The organism is Streptomyces sp. NPDC006208 (assembly GCF_040613775.1).
Lineage (GTDB): Bacteria > Actinomycetota > Actinomycetes > Streptomycetales > Streptomycetaceae > Streptomyces.
This window is the reverse complement of the sequence record NZ_JBEXSW010000001.1, coordinates 54024-71237: the sequence shown is the minus strand read 5'-3', so window position 1 is coordinate 71237 and position 17214 is coordinate 54024. Positions and strand designations below refer to the sequence as shown.

Annotated in this window: 17 protein-coding genes and 1 tRNA gene; 5 read left to right on the top strand and 13 right to left on the bottom strand. The window is 69.2% G+C overall.

Annotation, left to right across the window (positions count from 1 at the left end):
* Positions 1–3 precede the first annotated feature (3 nt).
* Complete coding sequence (gene hppD, locus ABZ208_RS00335; RefSeq protein WP_356907332.1) at positions 4–1149, bottom strand: 4-hydroxyphenylpyruvate dioxygenase; 1146 nt, start codon at positions 1147–1149, stop codon at positions 4–6.
* A gap of 121 nt (positions 1150–1270) precedes the next feature.
* Between hppD and ABZ208_RS00330 the strand changes: the two genes are divergently transcribed.
* From ABZ208_RS00330 to ABZ208_RS00315, 4 genes are all read left to right on the top strand, one after another.
* On the top strand, positions 1271–1747 hold the full coding sequence (locus ABZ208_RS00330) for an Lrp/AsnC family transcriptional regulator (protein WP_328400100.1): 477 nt from the start codon (positions 1271–1273) through the stop codon (positions 1745–1747).
* 75 nt (positions 1748–1822) lie between these two features.
* The gene (locus ABZ208_RS00325) at positions 1823–2446 is read left to right on the top strand and encodes a helix-turn-helix domain-containing protein (protein WP_356907331.1); all 624 of its coding nucleotides are present in this window, start codon (positions 1823–1825) and stop codon (positions 2444–2446) included.
* A gap of 75 nt (positions 2447–2521) precedes the next feature.
* The gene (locus tag ABZ208_RS00320) at positions 2522–2695 is read left to right on the top strand and encodes a hypothetical protein (protein WP_356907330.1); all 174 of its coding nucleotides are present in this window, start codon (positions 2522–2524) and stop codon (positions 2693–2695) included.
* Positions 2692–4026, top strand: coding sequence for an MFS transporter (locus ABZ208_RS00315; protein WP_356907329.1), 1335 nt, complete (start codon positions 2692–2694; stop codon positions 4024–4026). Before ABZ208_RS00320 ends, ABZ208_RS00315 begins: the two co-directional genes overlap by 4 nt.
* Here ABZ208_RS00315 and ABZ208_RS00310 read toward each other — a convergent pair.
* The 6 genes from ABZ208_RS00310 to ABZ208_RS00285 form a co-directional block, all read right to left on the bottom strand.
* Positions 3965–4753, bottom strand: a complete 789-nt coding sequence (locus tag ABZ208_RS00310; protein WP_356907328.1) for a S16 family serine protease — start codon at positions 4751–4753, stop codon at positions 3965–3967. The genes ABZ208_RS00315 and ABZ208_RS00310 overlap by 62 nt on opposite strands.
* A gap of 228 nt (positions 4754–4981) precedes the next feature.
* Positions 4982–5623, bottom strand: a complete 642-nt coding sequence (locus ABZ208_RS00305) for a helix-turn-helix domain-containing protein (RefSeq protein ID WP_328400092.1) — start codon at positions 5621–5623, stop codon at positions 4982–4984.
* A gap of 329 nt (positions 5624–5952) precedes the next feature.
* Positions 5953–7737, bottom strand: a complete 1785-nt coding sequence (locus ABZ208_RS00300; RefSeq protein ID WP_356907327.1) for a DEAD/DEAH box helicase — start codon at positions 7735–7737, stop codon at positions 5953–5955.
* Positions 7738–7894: 157 nt separating this feature from the next.
* Positions 7895–8272 carry a type II toxin-antitoxin system death-on-curing family toxin gene (locus ABZ208_RS00295; RefSeq protein WP_356907326.1) on the bottom strand — a complete coding sequence of 126 codons (378 nt, stop codon included), beginning with the start codon at positions 8270–8272 and terminating at the stop codon, positions 7895–7897.
* A 5-nt stretch (positions 8273–8277) separates the two neighbouring features.
* Complete coding sequence (locus ABZ208_RS00290) at positions 8278–8478, bottom strand: hypothetical protein (RefSeq protein WP_356907325.1); 201 nt, start codon at positions 8476–8478, stop codon at positions 8278–8280.
* Positions 8479–8602: 124 nt separating this feature from the next.
* On the bottom strand, positions 8603–10072 hold the full coding sequence (locus tag ABZ208_RS00285) for an MFS transporter (RefSeq protein ID WP_356907324.1): 1470 nt from the start codon (positions 10070–10072) through the stop codon (positions 8603–8605).
* Between the two features lie 201 nt (positions 10073–10273).
* Between ABZ208_RS00285 and ABZ208_RS00280 the strand changes: the two genes are divergently transcribed.
* Positions 10274–10348: transfer RNA gene (locus ABZ208_RS00280), tRNA-Cys, on the top strand.
* 188 nt (positions 10349–10536) lie between these two features.
* Here ABZ208_RS00280 and ABZ208_RS00275 read toward each other — a convergent pair.
* The 6 genes from ABZ208_RS00275 to ABZ208_RS00250 form a co-directional block, all read right to left on the bottom strand.
* Positions 10537–11442, bottom strand: coding sequence for a hypothetical protein (locus ABZ208_RS00275; RefSeq protein WP_356907323.1), 906 nt, complete (start codon positions 11440–11442; stop codon positions 10537–10539).
* 328 nt (positions 11443–11770) lie between these two features.
* Positions 11771–13060, bottom strand: coding sequence for a tyrosine-type recombinase/integrase (locus ABZ208_RS00270; protein ID WP_356907322.1), 1290 nt, complete (start codon positions 13058–13060; stop codon positions 11771–11773).
* A gap of 84 nt (positions 13061–13144) precedes the next feature.
* The gene (locus tag ABZ208_RS00265; protein ID WP_356907321.1) at positions 13145–13372 is read right to left on the bottom strand and encodes an excisionase family DNA-binding protein; all 228 of its coding nucleotides are present in this window, start codon (positions 13370–13372) and stop codon (positions 13145–13147) included.
* Between the two features lie 340 nt (positions 13373–13712).
* Entirely contained in the window at positions 13713–15260 is a 1548-nt protein-coding gene (locus ABZ208_RS00260; RefSeq protein WP_356907502.1) for a YfjI family protein, read from the bottom strand.
* A 331-nt stretch (positions 15261–15591) separates the two neighbouring features.
* Positions 15592–16470: a bifunctional DNA primase/polymerase gene (locus ABZ208_RS00255; RefSeq protein ID WP_356907320.1), complete on the bottom strand. Its 879-nt coding sequence runs from the start codon at positions 16468–16470 to the stop codon at positions 15592–15594.
* Positions 16467–17204, bottom strand: coding sequence for a DNA methylase (locus ABZ208_RS00250; RefSeq protein WP_356907319.1), 738 nt, complete (start codon positions 17202–17204; stop codon positions 16467–16469). The genes ABZ208_RS00255 and ABZ208_RS00250 overlap by 4 nt, the downstream gene beginning before the upstream one ends.
* Positions 17205–17214 lie beyond the last annotated feature (10 nt).

Below are 17214 nucleotides of genomic sequence, written 5' to 3'. Positions count from 1 at the left end.
GTGCTACAGGTTGCCGCGCTTGGCCTGCTCGCGCTCGATCGCCTCGAACAGGGCCTTGAAGTTGCCCTTGCCGAAGCCCATCGAGCCGTGGCGCTCGATCATCTCGAAGAAGACGGTCGGGCGGTCCTGGACCGGCTTGGTGAAGATCTGCAGCAGGTAGCCGTCCTCGTCACGGTCGACCAGGATCTTCAGCTCGCGCAGCGTCTCGACGGGCACGCGGGTCTCGCCGGCCCACTCGCCGAGGGTGTCGTAGTACGAGTCGGGGGTGTCCAGGAACTGCACACCTCCGGCCCGCATGGCACGCACGGTGGCGACGATGTCGTTCGTGGCGAGCGCGATGTGCTGCACACCGGCACCGTTGTAGAACTCCAGGTACTCGTCGATCTGCGACTTCTTCTTGGCGATCGCCGGCTCGTTGATCGGGAACTTCACCTTCAGCGTGCCGTCGGCGACGACCTTCGACATCAGGGCGGAGTACTCGGTGGCGATGTCGTCGCCCACGAACTCCTTCATGTTGGTGAAGCCCATGACCTTGTTGTAGAAGGCGACCCACTCGTTCATCCTGCCGAGCTCGACATTGCCCACGCAGTGGTCGATGGCCTGGAAGGTGCGCTTGGCGGGCGGCTCGACGATCGGGGCGGCGGCCACGAAGCCGGGCAGATACGGGCCCTCGTAACGGGAGCGGTCGACGAGCGTGTGGCGCGTCTTGCCGTACGTGGCGATGGCGGCAAGGACGACAACCCCGTGGTCGTCCTTGATCTCGTACGGCTCGGTGATGCCGGTGGCGCCGTGCTCGGTGGCGTACTTGTAGGCCGCGTAGACGTCCGGCACCTCGATGGCCAGGTCGACGACGCCGTCGCCGTGTTCGGCGACATGCTCGGCGAGGAAGTGGCCCCAGTCGGTGGACGCCTTGATCACGGAGGTGAGGACAAAGCGGGCCGCACCGTTGGTGAGCACGTAACTGGCCGTCTCGCGGCTGCCGTTCTCCGGTCCGGAGTAGGCGACCAGCTTCATGCCGAAGGCCGTGGCGTAGTAGTGCGCGGCCTGCTTGGCGTTGCCGACGGCGAAGACGACCGCGTCCATGCCCTTCACCGGGAAGGGATCGGCCTCGCGCTCGGTGGTGGGGTGGTGATCGATGGTCTCAGTCATGTGGGCAGACTCCACCCCATCCACAAGGTGCGCAATAGTTCGCCTTCCGACTGGTCAATATGCGCAGACCGGACGCAGGATGTAAGGGCGTTCTGTACAGGATGACCACTCGGGAGACGCCATGGCGATCGATCATCTGGACGGCAGGCTCATCATGCTGCTGGCGCGCGAACCGCGCATCGGCGTACTGGAGGCGTCCCGGCGGCTGGGCGTGGCCCGCGGGACGGTCCAGGCGCGGCTGGACCGCCTTCAGTCGAACGGCGTCATCCGCGGGTTCGGGCCGGATGTCGACCCGGCCGCGCTCGGCTATCCGGTCACGGCGTTCGCGACGCTGGAGATCAAGCAGGGCCAGGGTGCGGATGTACGGGCACATCTGGCGACCGTGCCCGAGGTGCTCGAGCTGCACACGACCACCGGCCACGGCGACATGCTCTGCCGGCTCGTCGCCCGCTCCAACGCGGATCTGCAGCGGGTGATCGACCGGGTGGTCGGCTTCGAGGGCATCGTGCGGGCCTCCACGGCGATCGTGATGGAGAACCCGGTTCCGCTGCGGATCATCCCGCTCGTGGAGCAGGCGGCCAGGGACCGGGAGGTCTGAGCCGGGGCCGGCAGTCGCAAAGAAGTCTTTGCAAAAAGTCTTGCAACGACTTCTTTGCAAGACTATCTTTGCATCATGGCCGAGAACGAGGACCGCACACCCGCACCACCCGAGGACCACACGCCCGCACCACGCACATACCGCACGCTCGACCCGCGCTCCCTGCGCGGTCTCGCGCACCCCTTGCGGATGCGCCTGCTCTCCACCCTGCGCCACGACGGACCCGCCACCGCCTCCCAACTGGCCGACAGGCTGGGCGAGTCCAGTGGCGCCACCAGCTATCACCTGCGCCAGCTCGCCGCCCACGGCTTCGTCGAGGACGACCCGGAGCGCGGCAAGGGCAGGGAGCGGTGGTGGAAGGCGGGGGCGGAAGGGACGGCCTTCGACGAATCGCTCTACACCGACCCCGACCCCGAAGTGCGCGGGGCCGCCGACTTCTTCATCCACGAGATCGCGAACATCCACGCCCAGGAGATCGCCACCTGGCTCGCCACCGCGCGGGACTGGCCGGACGTGTGGCGGCGCAGCTCCGACATGAGCGACTTCACCCTGCGCCTGACGCCCGAACAGGCCCACGAGCTCAACGAGAAGGTGCACGCACTCATCGAGAGCTACCGGGCCCTCGCTCCCGGCCCTGAGGCCGAGGGCGCCGCCCAGGTCCGTATGCACCTGCACGCCTTTCCGCGCTCCACCGAATGACGTGCACGCCTTCCGCGCTCCACCGAGTTACTTGCACGCCACTCCGCGCTCCACCGAACGAGGGGACACAAGGACATGCACGCCGACATACATCTGTATCTGCACGAGCTGCGCGGCGAGGAGCTCCGCACGGCAGCCGCCCACCAGCTGCCGAGTGAACCGCTGCGTACCCAAGTGGGATGGAAACTCGTCCAGTTGGGTCTGCGTCTGGTGCAGCAGGCGCCGGTGGGCACGACCCGCCTCGCATGAGGGAGCAGGGGGGACACGGCCCGCAGGAGGCCGCGGCGGGTGCGGTCCGCCGCGGCCCACTCGCCGCCGTACTGACCGCCAACGCCGTATCGATCACCGGCAACTCCCTCACGCTCATCGGCGTCCCGTGGTTCGCCCTGCAGACCACGGGAAGCCCCGGCAAAGCCGGTCTGGTTGCCTTCTGTGCGACCCTGCCGGTCGTCGTCTCCGCGCTCACCGGCGGCCCGGTCATCGACCGCATCGGCCGCCGCCGGGTCAGCATCGCCTCGGATCTCGTCTGCGCGGCCGCCCTCGGGGCGATCCCGTTGCTGCACCGCGCAGGCATGCTGGAGTTCTGGATGCTGTGCGCGCTGATGGCCGTCACCGGCCTCTTCCACGCCCCCGGCGAGACCGCGCGCTTCGTGCTCATCCCCGATCTCGCCGAGCGGGCGGGTACGAGCCTGTCCCGTGCGGCGAGCCTGTTCGACGCGGTGTCGCGCGGCGCGCGCATGGCCGGCGCGGCACTGGCCGGCGTCCTCATCGCACTCATCGGCGCGGAGACCGTCCTGCTGCTGGACGCCGTGACGTTCTGCGGCTCCGCACTGCTGATCTTCCTCGGTGTACGCCGGCTGAGCGCGGCCGAACCGCAGACCGGCTCGCCCCCGGTGTCGTTCGCCGGATACCGCCGCGACCTGCGCGAGGGATACGAGTTCCTCCTGCGCACCCGCCTGCTGCTGGGCGTCGTCCTGATGGTGATGCTCACCAACGGGCTGGACCAGGGCTGGAGTTCGGTCCTGCTGCCGGTGCACGCCAAGGAGGACCTCGGCGGTTCACGGGATCTGGGTCTGCTGGTCGCGGTCATGGGCGGCTGCGCCCTGCTCGGCGCGCTGCTGTACGGGGCGGTGGGGCACCGCTTCCCGCGCCGGGTGCTGTTCACCGTCGCGTTCATGATCTGCGGGCTGCCGCGGTTCGTCGCGGCGGCGCTGTGGGACGGTACGGTGCCGCTGGCCGTGACGATGGCGGTGGCGGGGCTCGGCGCGGGGATGCTCAACCCGATCCTCGTGACGGTCGTCTACGAGCGCGTCCCCGAGGAACTGCGCAGCCGGGTCGCCGGTGTGAACACGGCGGGTGTCCTGATGACCACGCCGCTAGGGGGACTGGCGGCAGGCTTTCTGATCGAGCAAGCAGGCCTGACGGCGGCGCTGCTCACGCTCGGCGGGCTGTACTTCCTGGCGACCCTGGCACCGGCGGTGTTCCCGTGCTGGCGGGAGATGGACGGCCCACGGGAGGTCAGCAGCTCGGGACCTTCCCGCCCGCATCCAGAGCCCGAAGTGACTCGACCGCGCCGTTGAGGGTGGTGACCGGGATCAGCCGCAGCCCTTCGGGGAGTTCGGCCCGGGCGTCGGAGCACTCTCCCTTGGGGACGAGGAAGACGGTCGCCCCGTCCCGCTTGGCCGCCTGGGTCTTCAGGGACACGCCGCCGACCTCGCCCACCTTGCCGTCGGCAGTGATCGTGCCGGTGCCGGCGATGCTGCGTCCGCCGGTGAGGTCGCCGCCCTTGCCGTTGCCGTCCAGCTTGTCGATGATCCCGAGCGAGAACAGCAGCCCCGCGCTGGGCCCGCCGACGTCGGCGAGATGGAGGGTGACCTTCACCTTGGCCGGGTCCTCGTCGAGGTAGGAGAGCGCGGCACGGGTCGCGTCGCCCTGGGACTCCTCCATGTCCTTGACGTTGCGCCGCTCGACCTCCTTGTCGGACTGGCCGGCCGGATAGACGGACTCACGCGGCAGGATCGCCTGGTCCGTACGGAACCAGCCGTCGATCACGTCACCGAGCCCGACCTCGGCGGACGGCCCGGTCGCCACGATGGTGGTCATCCGCAGTGCGCCCTTGGTCGTACGGGTGGGTGCGCCGGAGACGGTGATGACCGGCTTGCCCCGGTGCTCACCGAGCACGTTCGCGGTCATGCCGGGCTCGGCCACGACGAACGGCAGCGGCGCGAACCCCGCGACGGCGACCAGCGCGGCAATGGGCAGGGCGCAGACGGCGAGGGCACGGGAGCGCGTGAGACTGGAGAGCACGGAGTCAATGTAGCTGCCGGGGCGCCGGGGACGCGGGGGGCGAGACCACCTGGGCCGCACACCCGACGCCGCAGGCGCGCGGCCGGGACCACCGAGGCCGCACAGCGAGGCACGGGGCCGCGATGGAGCGGTCCGCCCCCGGGCACGGAGTCCGGTGCCCGGAAGCGGCGAGACGCCCGGCGTGAACCGGGCGTCCTCCGCGGGGCAGCGACAAGCGACGCCGCCCCGTCAGCGCAGTGCGTCCGCCACCTCGCGGGCGGCGTCGACGACACGGGGGCCGACCCGTTCCGGGACGGAGTCCGCGAGCATCACCACTCCCACGCTGCCCTCGATCCCGGTCACGCCGACCAGAGCCGCGGCCGCGCCGCTCGCGCCCGCCTCGAGTTCGCCGTGGGTGAGCGTGTAGCCGGGCTCGGGGTTCTTGGCCTGCCGGGCCGCGAGGATCGCCTTGCCGGCCGCCCCCCGGTCCAGCGGGTGCCGGAACCCGGCCCGGTAGGCGACGTGGTAGTCCGTCCAGGTCGGTTCGACGACGGCGACCGCGAGGGCGTCCGCGCCGTCGACCAGCGTGAGATGAGCCGTCGCCCCTATGTCCTCGGCAAGCGAGCGCAGCGCGGGCAACGCTGCCTCGCGTACGAGCGGATGCACCTGCCGGCCGAGCCGCAGCACGCCGAGTCCCACCCTGGCGCGACCCCCGAGGTCACGCCGGACGAGGGCATGCTGCTCGAGCGTGGCGAGCAGACGGTAGACGACGGTGCGGTTGACGCCGAGTCTGTTGGACAACTCGGTGACGGTCAGCCCGTGGTCGGTATCGGCGAGCAGCTTGAGGACACGTAGTCCCCGGTCGAGCGTCTGAGAAGTTTCCGCGGTCACAGCGCCCCCTCCTTCGGAGTGAGTGACGGCGGTCCTCCGAAAGAAACAGCGGCACCGGTCCCATCGGCGACGCACCCAGAGGCCGCCGGCAGGCAAGAGCACACCGACTGCGCTCCGCGGCGGCGCTGCCACGGGGCGTTTGCATTGCGGGGACAGTAGCGACCGGCACCGCTCAGCGGAAGCCCTCGTCCAGAATCCGGGCGGTGTGGCCTTTCACCGGGTACGCTGCACCGCCGTGAGGCCTCGCCGCACCCGGCTCACCGGTCCCGGACACCCGGTGCGACATGCCCTACTACGCACCATATTTCGCCCGTTCGGTAGTCGGCTTCTCAGCGCATCCTGGTGGCCCACTCCTGGACCTTCTTGATCCGCTCCCGGATCTGACCCGCCGTCGCCTCCGCGCTGGGCGGGCCGCCGCACACCCGCCGCAGCTCGGTGTGGATCACGCCGTGCGGCTTGCCGCTCTGGTGCACATACGCCCCGACCATCGTGTTCAGTTGCTTGCGCAGCTCGAGCAGCTCCTTGTGGGAGACCACCGGCCGCCGTTCGGCCGGCAGCTCCAGCAGGTCCGCCTCGGCGTCCGGCTTCTTGCGGCTGTGCGCGATCTGCCGCGCCTGCCGCTTCTGCAGCAGCAGCTGCACCTGGTCGGGTTCGAGCAGCCCTGGGATGCCGAGGTAGTCCTGCTCCTCCTCACTGCCGGGGTGCGCCTGCATGCCGAACTCGGCACCGTCGTACAGCACCCGGTCGAAGACCGCGTCGGACTCCAGCGCCTCGAAGGGGAGCATGTCCTGCTCGCCGGTGTCCTCGTCCTGCTGCTTCTCGGCCTCCGCCAACTCCTTCTCGGATTCGGCGTAGGGGTCCTCTTCCCCGTCCTTCTTCGGCTTGTCGAGCACATGGTCACGCTCGACCTCCATCTCGCTCGCGAAACCGAGGAGGTTGGGGATCGTCGGCAGGAACACGGACGCGGTCTCGCCACGCCTCCGGGAACGCACGAAACGGCCCACGGCCTGTGCGAAGAACAGCGGTGTCGAAATGGTCGTCGCATACACGCCGACCGCAAGGCGTGGCACGTCGACGCCCTCGGACACCATGCGGACCGCGACCATCCAGCGGTCGGTGCTGTCGCTGAACTCCTCGATGCGCCGGGACGCCGCCGCTTCGTCGGAGAGCACGAGGGTGGCACGGGTGCCCGTGATCTCGCGGATCAGCTTGGCGTAGGCGCGGGCCGAGTCCTGGTCGGAGGCGATGACGAGCCCGCCCGCGTCCGGGATGCCCTTCCTGACCTCGGTCAGTCGCTGGTCGGCGGCGCGCAGTACGTTCGGCATCCAGTCGCCGCGCGGGTCGAGCGCGGTGCGCCATGCCTGGGAGACGGCGTCCTTGGTCATGGGCTCGCCGAGGCGGGCGGCGACCTCGTCACCGGCCTTGGTGCGCCAGCGCATGTTGCCGCTGTACGAGAGGAAGATGACCGGCCGGACGACACCGTCGCCGAGCGCGTTGCCGTAGCCGTAGGTGTAGTCGGCGGACGACCTTCGGATGCCGTCGTTGCCCTCTTCGTACGCGACGAAGGGGATGGGGTTGGTGTCGGACCGGAAGGGCGTACCGGTGAGGGCGAGACGCCGGGTCGCCGGGTCGAAGGCCTCCAGGCAGGCCTCGCCCCAGGACTTGGAGTCACCCGCGTGGTGGATCTCGTCCAGGATCACCAGGGTCTTGCGCTGCTCGCAGCGGTTGCGGTGCAGCATGGGCCGCACGCCGACGCCCGCGTACGTGACGGCGACCCCGTGGTACTCCTTGCTCAACGGCCCCGCGCTGTACTCCGGGTCGAGCTTGATGCCTATCCGTGCCGCCGCGGCAGCCCACTGCTTCTTCAGATGCTCCGTCGGCGCGACGACCGTCACCTGCTGCACGACATGGTGGTGCAGCAGCCAGGAGGCGAGGGTGAGCGCGAACGTGGTCTTGCCGGCGCCGGGCGTGGCGACGGCGAGGAAGTCGCGGGGCTGCTCCTGGAGGTACCTCTCCATGGCGCCCTGCTGCCAGGCACGCAGCTTGCCCGCCGTACCCCAGGGGGCACGGCCGGGGAAGGCGGGTGAGAGATGGTGGGAGGCGGTAGTAGTCACGGTCTCCGGTGTGCTCTCGGCGGTGGGCGGGCGCGGTTCGGTACGGGATGCGTCGTTGCGGCACGGGTCGTTACGTACGACAACCGGGCCACCCTACCGGGGTCCCGGTCCCGGTCCGGGCGAACGTGCGGCGTGCCACCGGAAGGTGCGACTCAGCTCACAGGGCGCGCAGCCGCGCGGCGATCTCCGCCGGTTCGGCCGTGGCGCCGGACGCCACGTCGATGACCAGGTCGTATGCGGCGTCCTTGTCGGCGTCGGCGAGATCCACGCCGTTGACCGCGAGAAACGTGGCCGCGGCGAGCCACGCGGTCCGCTTGTTGCCGTCGACGAAGGGGTGGTTCGTCGCCAGGGCATGCAGCAGCGCGGCCGCCTGCTCGTACGCGTCCTCGTACGCCGACACCCCGAACATCCGTGCCCGGGGCCGGTGTACGGCGGATTCGAGCAGTCCTGCGGTGCGCAGTTCGGGCCGCCGCCCGAAGGCGATCCCGGCGAGTTCGGTGATCTCGCGGACGGTGAGGTGCCTGGTGGTGTTCACTCCGGTCACTCCCCCAGCCGTTCCAGGAGAGAGGCGTGCCGCACGGCGAGGCGCAGCCCGTGATGGCGTACGCGGCTCTGCTCGGCGTCGGCGTGGTGCCGGAGCGCGTCGAGTGCGACGTCCTCGACGGACCGGCCCTGCGCATCGGCAAGGTCGGCAAGCGCGGCCCACTCGTCTTCGGTGAGCGGGATGGTCAGCTCCGGCACGGGACGGACGATAGGCCTCGGACCGCTGCGAGCACCATCGCTTATTTCCGCCCCCGGGACGGTGACGGGGCCCGCGTACGCCCCCGGGACCGCTCAGCGCGTCGGTCACGTACCCGGCACCGGCTCAGCGCACCCGCAGCCGCGTCCCCACCCACGCCCCCGCCAGCGCCACCCCCGCCATCGGCAGGAACACCGCGGCGAAGGCCGCCGGGTGCGAGCTCGCCGCACCGCCCGCCACACCGTGGGCCGCGCCCACGGCGCCGCCCCCCAGCGCGGCGAAGGCCGCGCCGCCGGCCGCGAGCAGCAGGACGTTCGACAGCGCGTCGGAGATCTGAAGGGCCGCGGAGTTCGCGCCCGCCTCCTCCGGCGCCGACAGCTTGAACAGCAGCACGCTCGTCGACCCGAGCACCAGGCCCATCCCGAAGCAGCCGAACCCCCAGGCGACGGCGACGATCCACACCGGGACCGCCTCGATCAGCACGCTCGGCGCGGTCGCGATGGCGGCCGCGACGAGGACCATCCCGATGACGACCAGCTGTTCGCGGTACGGCTCGGTCCGCGGCCGGGCCTGTACGTACGATCCGAGCGCCCAGGTCGCCCCGCCGACCGCCAGCGACATCCCGGCCATCGTCGGGGACAGCCCCCGCTGGGTGACCAGCATCAGCGGCACGAACGACTCGGCCGCGATGAAGGAACCGGCGGCAATGCCGCGCAGCAGTACGACGGACGGCAGGCCGTGCGCCGCCCGGTAGGTCCCGCGGGGCAGCAGCCCGAGCGCGGACGGCACGAGCAGCGCCGCGCCCGCGAGTGCGGGGAGCGCCGAGAGCGGACGCAGGTCCTGTCCGGCGTACTGGAGCAGCCCGGCGCCCAGCGAGATGCCGAGGGCCAGCCGGATGCGCCGGCGGTCGAATGCGGGCATCGGGGCCGCGGGGTCGGCGGGCCCGGAGGCCATGCGGTGGATCGCGGGCAGCGCGAGAGCGAGCGGCAGGACGACCAGCGCGGGGATGCCGACGAAGACCCAGCGCCAGCCGAGGTGTTCGGTGACCGTCCCGGAGGCGAGCGGACCGACCACGGAAGGGATCACCCAGCTCGCCGCGAACGCCGCCATGATCGCGGGCTGGAGGCGTTGCGGGTAGGCGCGGCTCACCACGACGTACAGCGCGACGATCACCAGTCCGCCGCCGAGTCCCTGGACGGCGCGGCCGAGGACGAACACCCACATGGCACTCGCGGTCCCGGACATCAGCAGCCCGGCGGCGAACGCCCCGATCCCGCCGGCGAGGGCGCCCAGCGGCCCGCGCCGGTCGGACCACTGGCCCGCGACGACCATGCCGAACAGGCTGGTGGTGAAGTACGCGGAGAAGGCGAAGGCGTACAGGGCGACGCCGTGCAGCTCGCGCGCGGCGACCGGCATGGCGGTACCGACCGCGGTGGCCTCGAAGGCGATCAGCAGGACGACGGAGACCATGCCGATGCTGAGCGCGCGATGCTCCTTGCCGAGGACCCCGCCCGTGCCCTGCTCGGAAGCCGGGGACGCGGGTATGTCGATGAGCGGCGGCGTGACCTCGGCGTCACGGGGTTCCAGGGCGGTCATGGGCCCCAGAGTAAGGGGCGTTCCTCACCTTGGGCCCTGTCGGAGGACCGGGCTCCGGCTGGTCCTTCCGTCGTACGACCATGAACGGGATGTGGCAGTCGCATTGCAGCCGCGCCGGGACGCTTGAGCCGCGCCCCACACCCCGCCTACGGTCGAGGAGTTGGACCTGAGCATGGGAACCGGACATGACCAGGACCACATGACCGTGTGCCCGAGTGGTTGAGGGGCTCGCCTGCAAAGCGAGTTACGTCGGTTCGATTCCGATCACGGTCTCCATGCCTTGATCAGGCGCAACGGAGGATGGCACCCCCAGAGGGGTGCCATCCTCTTCGTCCGCTCGTCTCAGTTTCCGTCTCAGTTGAGCCCCTCTAGCTGCTCCCTACGCCCTGCGCGCTACAGCACGGCCGCCGCCTTACCACCTCGTGCGGGGAGACCGAGCCGCCAGCGCCAGCCCTGACGCACCATTAAGACTTTTCGCTAAGCGACTCAAGCAGCTCCCTCCCCTGATCTCTCAAGTTCGACGCGATTTCCTCGTGAGCGCGTTCACGCTCGAAATTGATGTCTCGGTTGGACGATTGATCGTAGACCCCTGGATGCAGGTACAGCCCTCGCTCACCCTCAGGTTTTTCTTCTTCTGGGGTAATCCGATTCTGGGCAGCATAGGGATCGTGCCGAACTCCCGTAACTTGCCACGAAATCTTGACGTTTGGCTTGTCGGTCTTGATCGAGAATCGGTTTTCGCTAATCTCCTCCGCGATGATCGCCTGCGCGAACTGCCCTACACTGGTGAGTTGATAGGTGAAGTCCTGGTTGAGCGCCTCAAAGTAGCCGGGCAAATCAACCACGGCCTCGCCATTGCCGTCGGTTTCAACATTGCCGGAGTAGACATTCAGCATGTGGGGCGACTCGACGAAGGAGTGCACCAGATACTTGTTCTCTGGGTCGAGAGGATGATCGATCTTGAACCCCCCCGAGGCTTTCGTCAAAGCTCCCTGCACATGAACCTTTCCGCTAAACCATCCCGCGTAGCCTTCGTTGCTCTTACCCCAAATTCCATAGGCCGAAGGCCCTCTGAGCGCTTCACCAATGACGCCGTTGTTACTAGAGCCCCATCCCATACCGATGACCCCGGCCGGTACACCGCCATCCTCCATGCTGGCACCCATCATGCCCCATACACGGCTCCACCCGGCAGTTCCCACTTGGCCGACTCCGCCTGCGCCAACCGAAATGGGCGCAAGCGGTGGCGCGGATATGTTGGCCAAGTTTGAGACGACCAACGACTTTCCTCCGGAGCGGTTCGCTTCAAGGAATGTTTCGCTACCACCAGCATTCTGACTACTGCCGTAGTACATCTGCCCCACAGCCATTGTGGTTCACCTCCGAGGCACAGGCATAGTGCTTGCAACGGGCACGTGCGCTCACTCCTCGCCTTAAAGACGGGGACGCGAAGGGTAGGAGATATCAGTGAGCCTGCTACTGACTTTACGTCAGCCTTAACTGCGCCACTCGTAACTTACCCATGATGGCTGCTCGCTGACTCACGCACTTGGCTTACCTCATTCTAATACGCGTCTCTACTTGCTGCCTGCCGGAAACGTCACGGGCATATACGTTGACGTAAAGGGTGCAGATTGGTGGGCTGCGGAGCGATGCCACAGCCCACCAAAGGTCCATGGGGGTGCACCAACTAGTAACTCAGTTCCGCCTCAACGGGTTAGCGAGACCGCCAGCCTCTCCGTCGTCGTCATCGTCCTGCCCGTCCGTCTCGGTTTTCCAGATCAGACCGTCGACCTGCCTCGCGATGTCGGCGCGCACCGCATCGACCATGTGCTGATACCGAGCGGCCATCGCAGTGGTCGACCACCCCATGAGACCCATCACTGCCCGCTCGGGAACACCGAGGATGAGCAGAACTGTGGCGGCCGTGTGGCGCGCGTCGTGCAGACGCCCGTCCCGAACTTTCGCCTCTTTCAGGAGAGCCTTCCACTCGGTCCAGTCCCGGCGGTGGGACGGGCTACGACCGTATTCGTCGGGGAAAACCAGGCCGCCTTCAACCCAGCGCTTCCCGGCCGCCTTCCGGTCCGCTTCCTGCGCCTTGTGATGGGCCCGTAGTAGGTCAACGAGCTGTTCCGGGAGACCGACGGCGCGGCGGCCGGCGCGGGACTTGGTGGTGGACAACTCCGGGTTCGTGCGTCGCCTCTGCGGGCAGTACCCGGCAGCCTTGCGCCCGCACGGGTCCACGCACCCGTGGGCGTACTGCGGCCGGTGGCGACTACGGCGGACCACGAGGAACCCGCCCTCAAGGTCTACGTCGTCCCACGTGAGCCCCAGCACTTCCCCTTGGCGCAGTCCGAGCGCGAGGGCGACGGCCCATCGTGCCGAGTTGCGGTGCTGATCAGCGGCCCTCAACAGCCGCTGTACCTCCTGCACGCTGTAGGGCTCCACCTCGTACTCCCCCGTCTTCGGCGCCTTGGCCAACTGAACCGGGTTCTTGCCGAGATGGCCGCGTCGTACGGCCTCGTTGAGGGCGGTGCGGAGAGTTCGGTGTACCTGGTGGGCGGTCGCGGGCTTACTGCCGTTGACCTGCATCTTCGCGTAGAACTCCTCGATGTGCTCGGGCTTGAGCCTGTCGAGACGGTGAGCCCCCAGGCCGGGAATGAGGTGCTTCCGCACAGCGACGCCGTACCCGACCATCGTGTTGTCGTTGACGGCGAGGGGCGCAACGTTCTCAATCCAATGCGTCAGCCACGCCGTGACCGTCCACGCCTTGCCAGGCTTCTTCACGGTCTTGGCGTCGCGCTGCTTCTCCAACTCACGTACGGCGGCCGTCACTTCGGCGCGGGTCTTGCGTTCGACGTGGCGGCGGTCCGGGGTGCCGTCGTCGCGGATGCCGACCGTGACGCGGCCGTGCCACTTGCCGTCTTTGCCCAGGTAGATCGAGCTGCGACCGTTGGGCTGTCGGGTGCGCTTCTGTTCCTCTGCCACAGGCAGACTCCTGATTCTCGATGTCGGGATGGGGACCGGGGCGGCGTGTTGTCCTGTCCGGGAGTGCCGCCGCCCCGGGCGTCGTCAAGCGGCGCGGTGGGCGGTGCGGAGACGGGTTACGTACGCGGCCGGCGCGTCGACCGGAACCCTGCGGAGACCGCCGACCATGACGGACTCCAGCTCTCCGGTGCGAATGAGCGCGAAGCATGTCGTCCGGCCGATGCGGAGTCGGCGGGCGGCCTCTTCAACCTTGAGGAGTACAAGAGTTGCGTCGTCGTCGACGGGGGCGGGGAGGTTGGCGTGTTCGTCCAAGGCTCACTCCGTGGGGCTGAGTTCATGGGCAAGTGCCGCCGCACAAACCGCAAAATCCGCAGAAAGGCCGGGGATGGTATCTGACCTGCGGTGATGCGGAGTGCGGGTGGTGATGGGCAGTGCTCCGCAGAAACCCGCGATATTCCGCAAAAATCAGGGGCGGCCGGTCGCCGGTCCCAGCGCTGGGGTGGTGCTCGGCTTTTTTGCGGAATATTGCGGGATTGTGCGGCGGGCCCCTCGCCGGTGTGGCGCAAGGATCCCGCCGCAGGTCAGCGGAGGGTCCGGGCTTTTCTGCGGATTTTGCGGTTTGTGCGGGAGGGGCTGAGGGCGCGGCCGGTGGTCACCCGCCGCCGTCCCGCAGGCCGGGGTGGGCGAGTAGGCGGGGCGCGGGGGGCCTGCCCCGCTTGCCGGTGCGCTCGGGCTGGTAAGACCGCAGGTATCCGTGGTCCTCCAACAGCGCGAGGGCCGGTTCGAGGTCGGCGACCGTGGGGACCTCGCTGCGGGACAGAACGCTGAAGACGTCCCGCCGGCTGACGTCCTCCCATCCGTTGTCCCTCAGCGCTTCCAGCACGCTGCGGGCGCGGGACAGGACCGGGTCGGCGCCCATGACGTCGAACACGGCGAGGGCATGGGCGGTGTAGTACTCACCCAGTTCGATGGCCGCGCGCATGGTGTCTTGGGTGACGGGGTGGGCGTAGCCGTTGCCGCCGTGTTCGGCGAGATGCAGCAGCGCGGCCATGCGGGCGGTGGCCCCGGCGAGTTTTCCGGCCCAGTTGGAGATGTGGCCCAGCTTGCCTCCGCGAGCCTTGAGCTGCGGTTCGATGCGCTTCTGATAGGCGATCAGGCCCGCGTCCGCTTCGGGGGTGAGTTGGATGACGGCCGGGTCAGTCCACTCCGCCAGGGACAAGGTGAGGTCGATGACCCGGGCGGTGTAGGTGGCGGCCGTCTCCTCCGGTACCGGGTCGGTGATGATCTCGCGGTCACCGACCGTGGAGACCGGCAGGGAGTACAGAAAGCGGGCCAGCAGTCCGCGTCCCTCGAACCCCTTCACCTTGCCGATGTCTCGCAGCACGTCCGGCTGTACGGCGAGGCCGATGGTCAGCGCAGGGGCGTCGATGTACTCGCGGCGGGTCTGCCGGTTCACCCGCAACCGGTCCCCCGCATGCCCCTTCAGGAAGACTTCCATGTTGGGGGCTCCGGAGTAGCGGCCGGCGATGATGTCGAAGATGCCGCCCTCGGCGCTCATCACCGACAACCGGCCGCCCTGTTCGGCCATGAGCGAGGTGACCGTCTCGGGTGTGGAGTCGTCCGCCAACAGGACCGGTTCGGCGGGGACGGTGAGCGTGTCGGCCGTCTGCGCGAGACCGACGGCGGTCGCCACCATGTCATCCCGCTTGTCGCCGTCGGCGGACGCGGCCTTGGCGGCGGCCTTGTCCGCCGCTTCCTTCGCCAACCGCGCGGTCAGCTCCGCTTCCACGATCACGGGCTTCATCGCCGTCTTGAGCTGCTTCTCCGCCTCATAGAGGGGGTTGGTCAGCAACGCGAAGACGGCCGACTTGCGGTTGGCAGGCGGAAGCGCCACCACCGTGTAGAGGTTGGTCGGCTCACGCCAGTTCCCGCGCACGTGGACCACCGACCGGCCGCCGGCCGCCGTGGCGAGCACGGCGAGGGCGATCGATCCGGCGAGGTCCACGGGAGTCTGCGTCTCCTCCGCGACGGCCGCCACGAACTCCCCCAACCAGGCGGGGAGGACGTGGGCGGGGAACGGCGGACGCTCACGGCGGCCGGTGAGGGGAATGGGGTCCTCCCACACGTCCGGTGTCGCGGCGTCCTCGCCGGGCGGGTCTTCCAGGGTGGGCAGTCCGGCCCACAGATCGGGGCTGTCCACAGGCTGTGGAGTCATGAGGCCGCCCTCCCTACGGCAGCGATGATGTGGGGGCAGATGCCGACGCTCACGCGGGCTGTCAGTCTGATGACGGCGACACGGCCCCGGGCACGTTCGTGATGCCCCCAGGCACAGAGCCAGTCCGCGACGGGGATGCCCTCGCAGTGGATCTGAAGCCCCGGCGTGCTGCCGGTGACGGTGACCGTCTGCAGGTCAGAACCAACAGCAGAAAGGACGCCCTTGCGGGCGGCGACCTTCGGTTCGCCCACGGTCGGCCGTGGCGGGCCCTGTACGGCGCCCCGAGGGCCGTTCGAGGGGGTTCGGGATGCTTTGTTCATGCCGCACGCTCCACAGCCGCCTCAAGGCCGTTGGCGACTGCGCGGCGGGCGTAGGTCTCCGGGACCCCCACGAAGACGGCGGCGGCCACGATCTCCTCACCAATCGCCGCGAGTCCGCACGGTCCGGGGCACGCGGTGTGCTGGGCGGCGAGGAACCGGGCGACCCCGAACGCCTGTGAGCCGGCGCCGGATTCGGTGCGTGCTCGTACGAGGGCGAGGCCGCGTTCGAGACCGGTGCGGACATAGCGCTCGGTGTGGCGGCACCCGGCCGCAACCGAGCGCTCCCAGGTGACGCGCTCGGGGACAGAAGAGACCACCTCCCCCGGCCCGGGGGTGGTCTCTTCCTTCACGACCAGGGCGCACACGGCCGCCGGCAGGTTGGCCATGCGGCCGATGCCGGGTCCGAGCCACCGGGTGTAGGACATGAGCGACTTGATGTCCACGCCCGGCCGGACCGCGTTGGACGACCGCATGGCGCCCCGGTAGATCCAGTGCTCACCGCGCATGGTCCGCACGGTCCGGGTGGTGGGCAGCGTCTCACAGGCCCATGCGACGGCCGCCGCGTTGTCCAGGTCGACCACCGTCAGACCGGCCCCGCCGGGGTGGTAGGCGACCGCCACCGCCTCACGCCACACCGGCGCCCAGACGGGCGAGGCAAGGATTTGAGGGTCTGTGGTGGCGGCGGCCCATGCGTGGCAAGGCGCGGTGCACCGGCAGGGGCCGGCCGACTTCATGACAGGTCGTCCGCCGCACGCGCCGTCCTTGCAGGAACGGCAGTTGCCGAAGGGAACCTTTCCCCGCCGCAGGGGTAGCGACGGGACTCCGGCCGATGCGAGGTCGAGCGCGGTGCGCAGGGGCTCGGGGATCGCGCTCATGCCGCCGCTCCCACAGGCTGCGCGAACGCGATATAGGCGCGGCCGATCCACTCGGTGTAGGCGGGCGGCAATGCCTCACGCAGGCGAAGGTGGTCGGTGGACCAGTCGATGCACTTCGCGGCGCGGATCTCGTCCACGGTGGCCTTGCCACCGCCCTTGCCGTACGCGGCGACGTACGGGCCGTCGTGCCACTTTCCGTGGCGCCATCCGCGCACCCTGCCCCGATGCGCAGGGTGGGCCGGTTTTACGGCGTGCCAGCCTCCGAGTTCGAAGTAGCGGTGCATGAGCACACCGAGGCCGAACTGTTCGCCGCACAGGCGGATGTCCTTGCGGACCTCGGAGCCGGGCACGTTCTCGATCACGTACGGCCGGCCCGTGGTCTCCAGTGCGGCACGGGCAGGGCCGATGAGTCGGGGGTAGGTGCGGCCGATCGCCGCGTTCCGTGCCGCGTTGGTGCCCTTCGTCGGGGCGCCCTCACCCTGGCAAGGCGGGGAGATGTGGATGAAGTCGAACTCATGACCGTGGGTGCGGATGAACTCGATGGCATCGCCCTGGTGGAAGTCGTCGCCCCGGTAGTCGGGTTGGGGCTCGATGTCCACGCCGGTGATGTGGCAGGAGGGTCCGAACGCGCGCCGGTAGCCCTCGGTGCCGCCGCCGATGCAGCAGCAGCCGTCCAGGACCCGGAAGGGTCGAACCTCGGCGGGCATTCGCCGGATGTGCGCGGGTTGGGTCATGCTGTAGGTC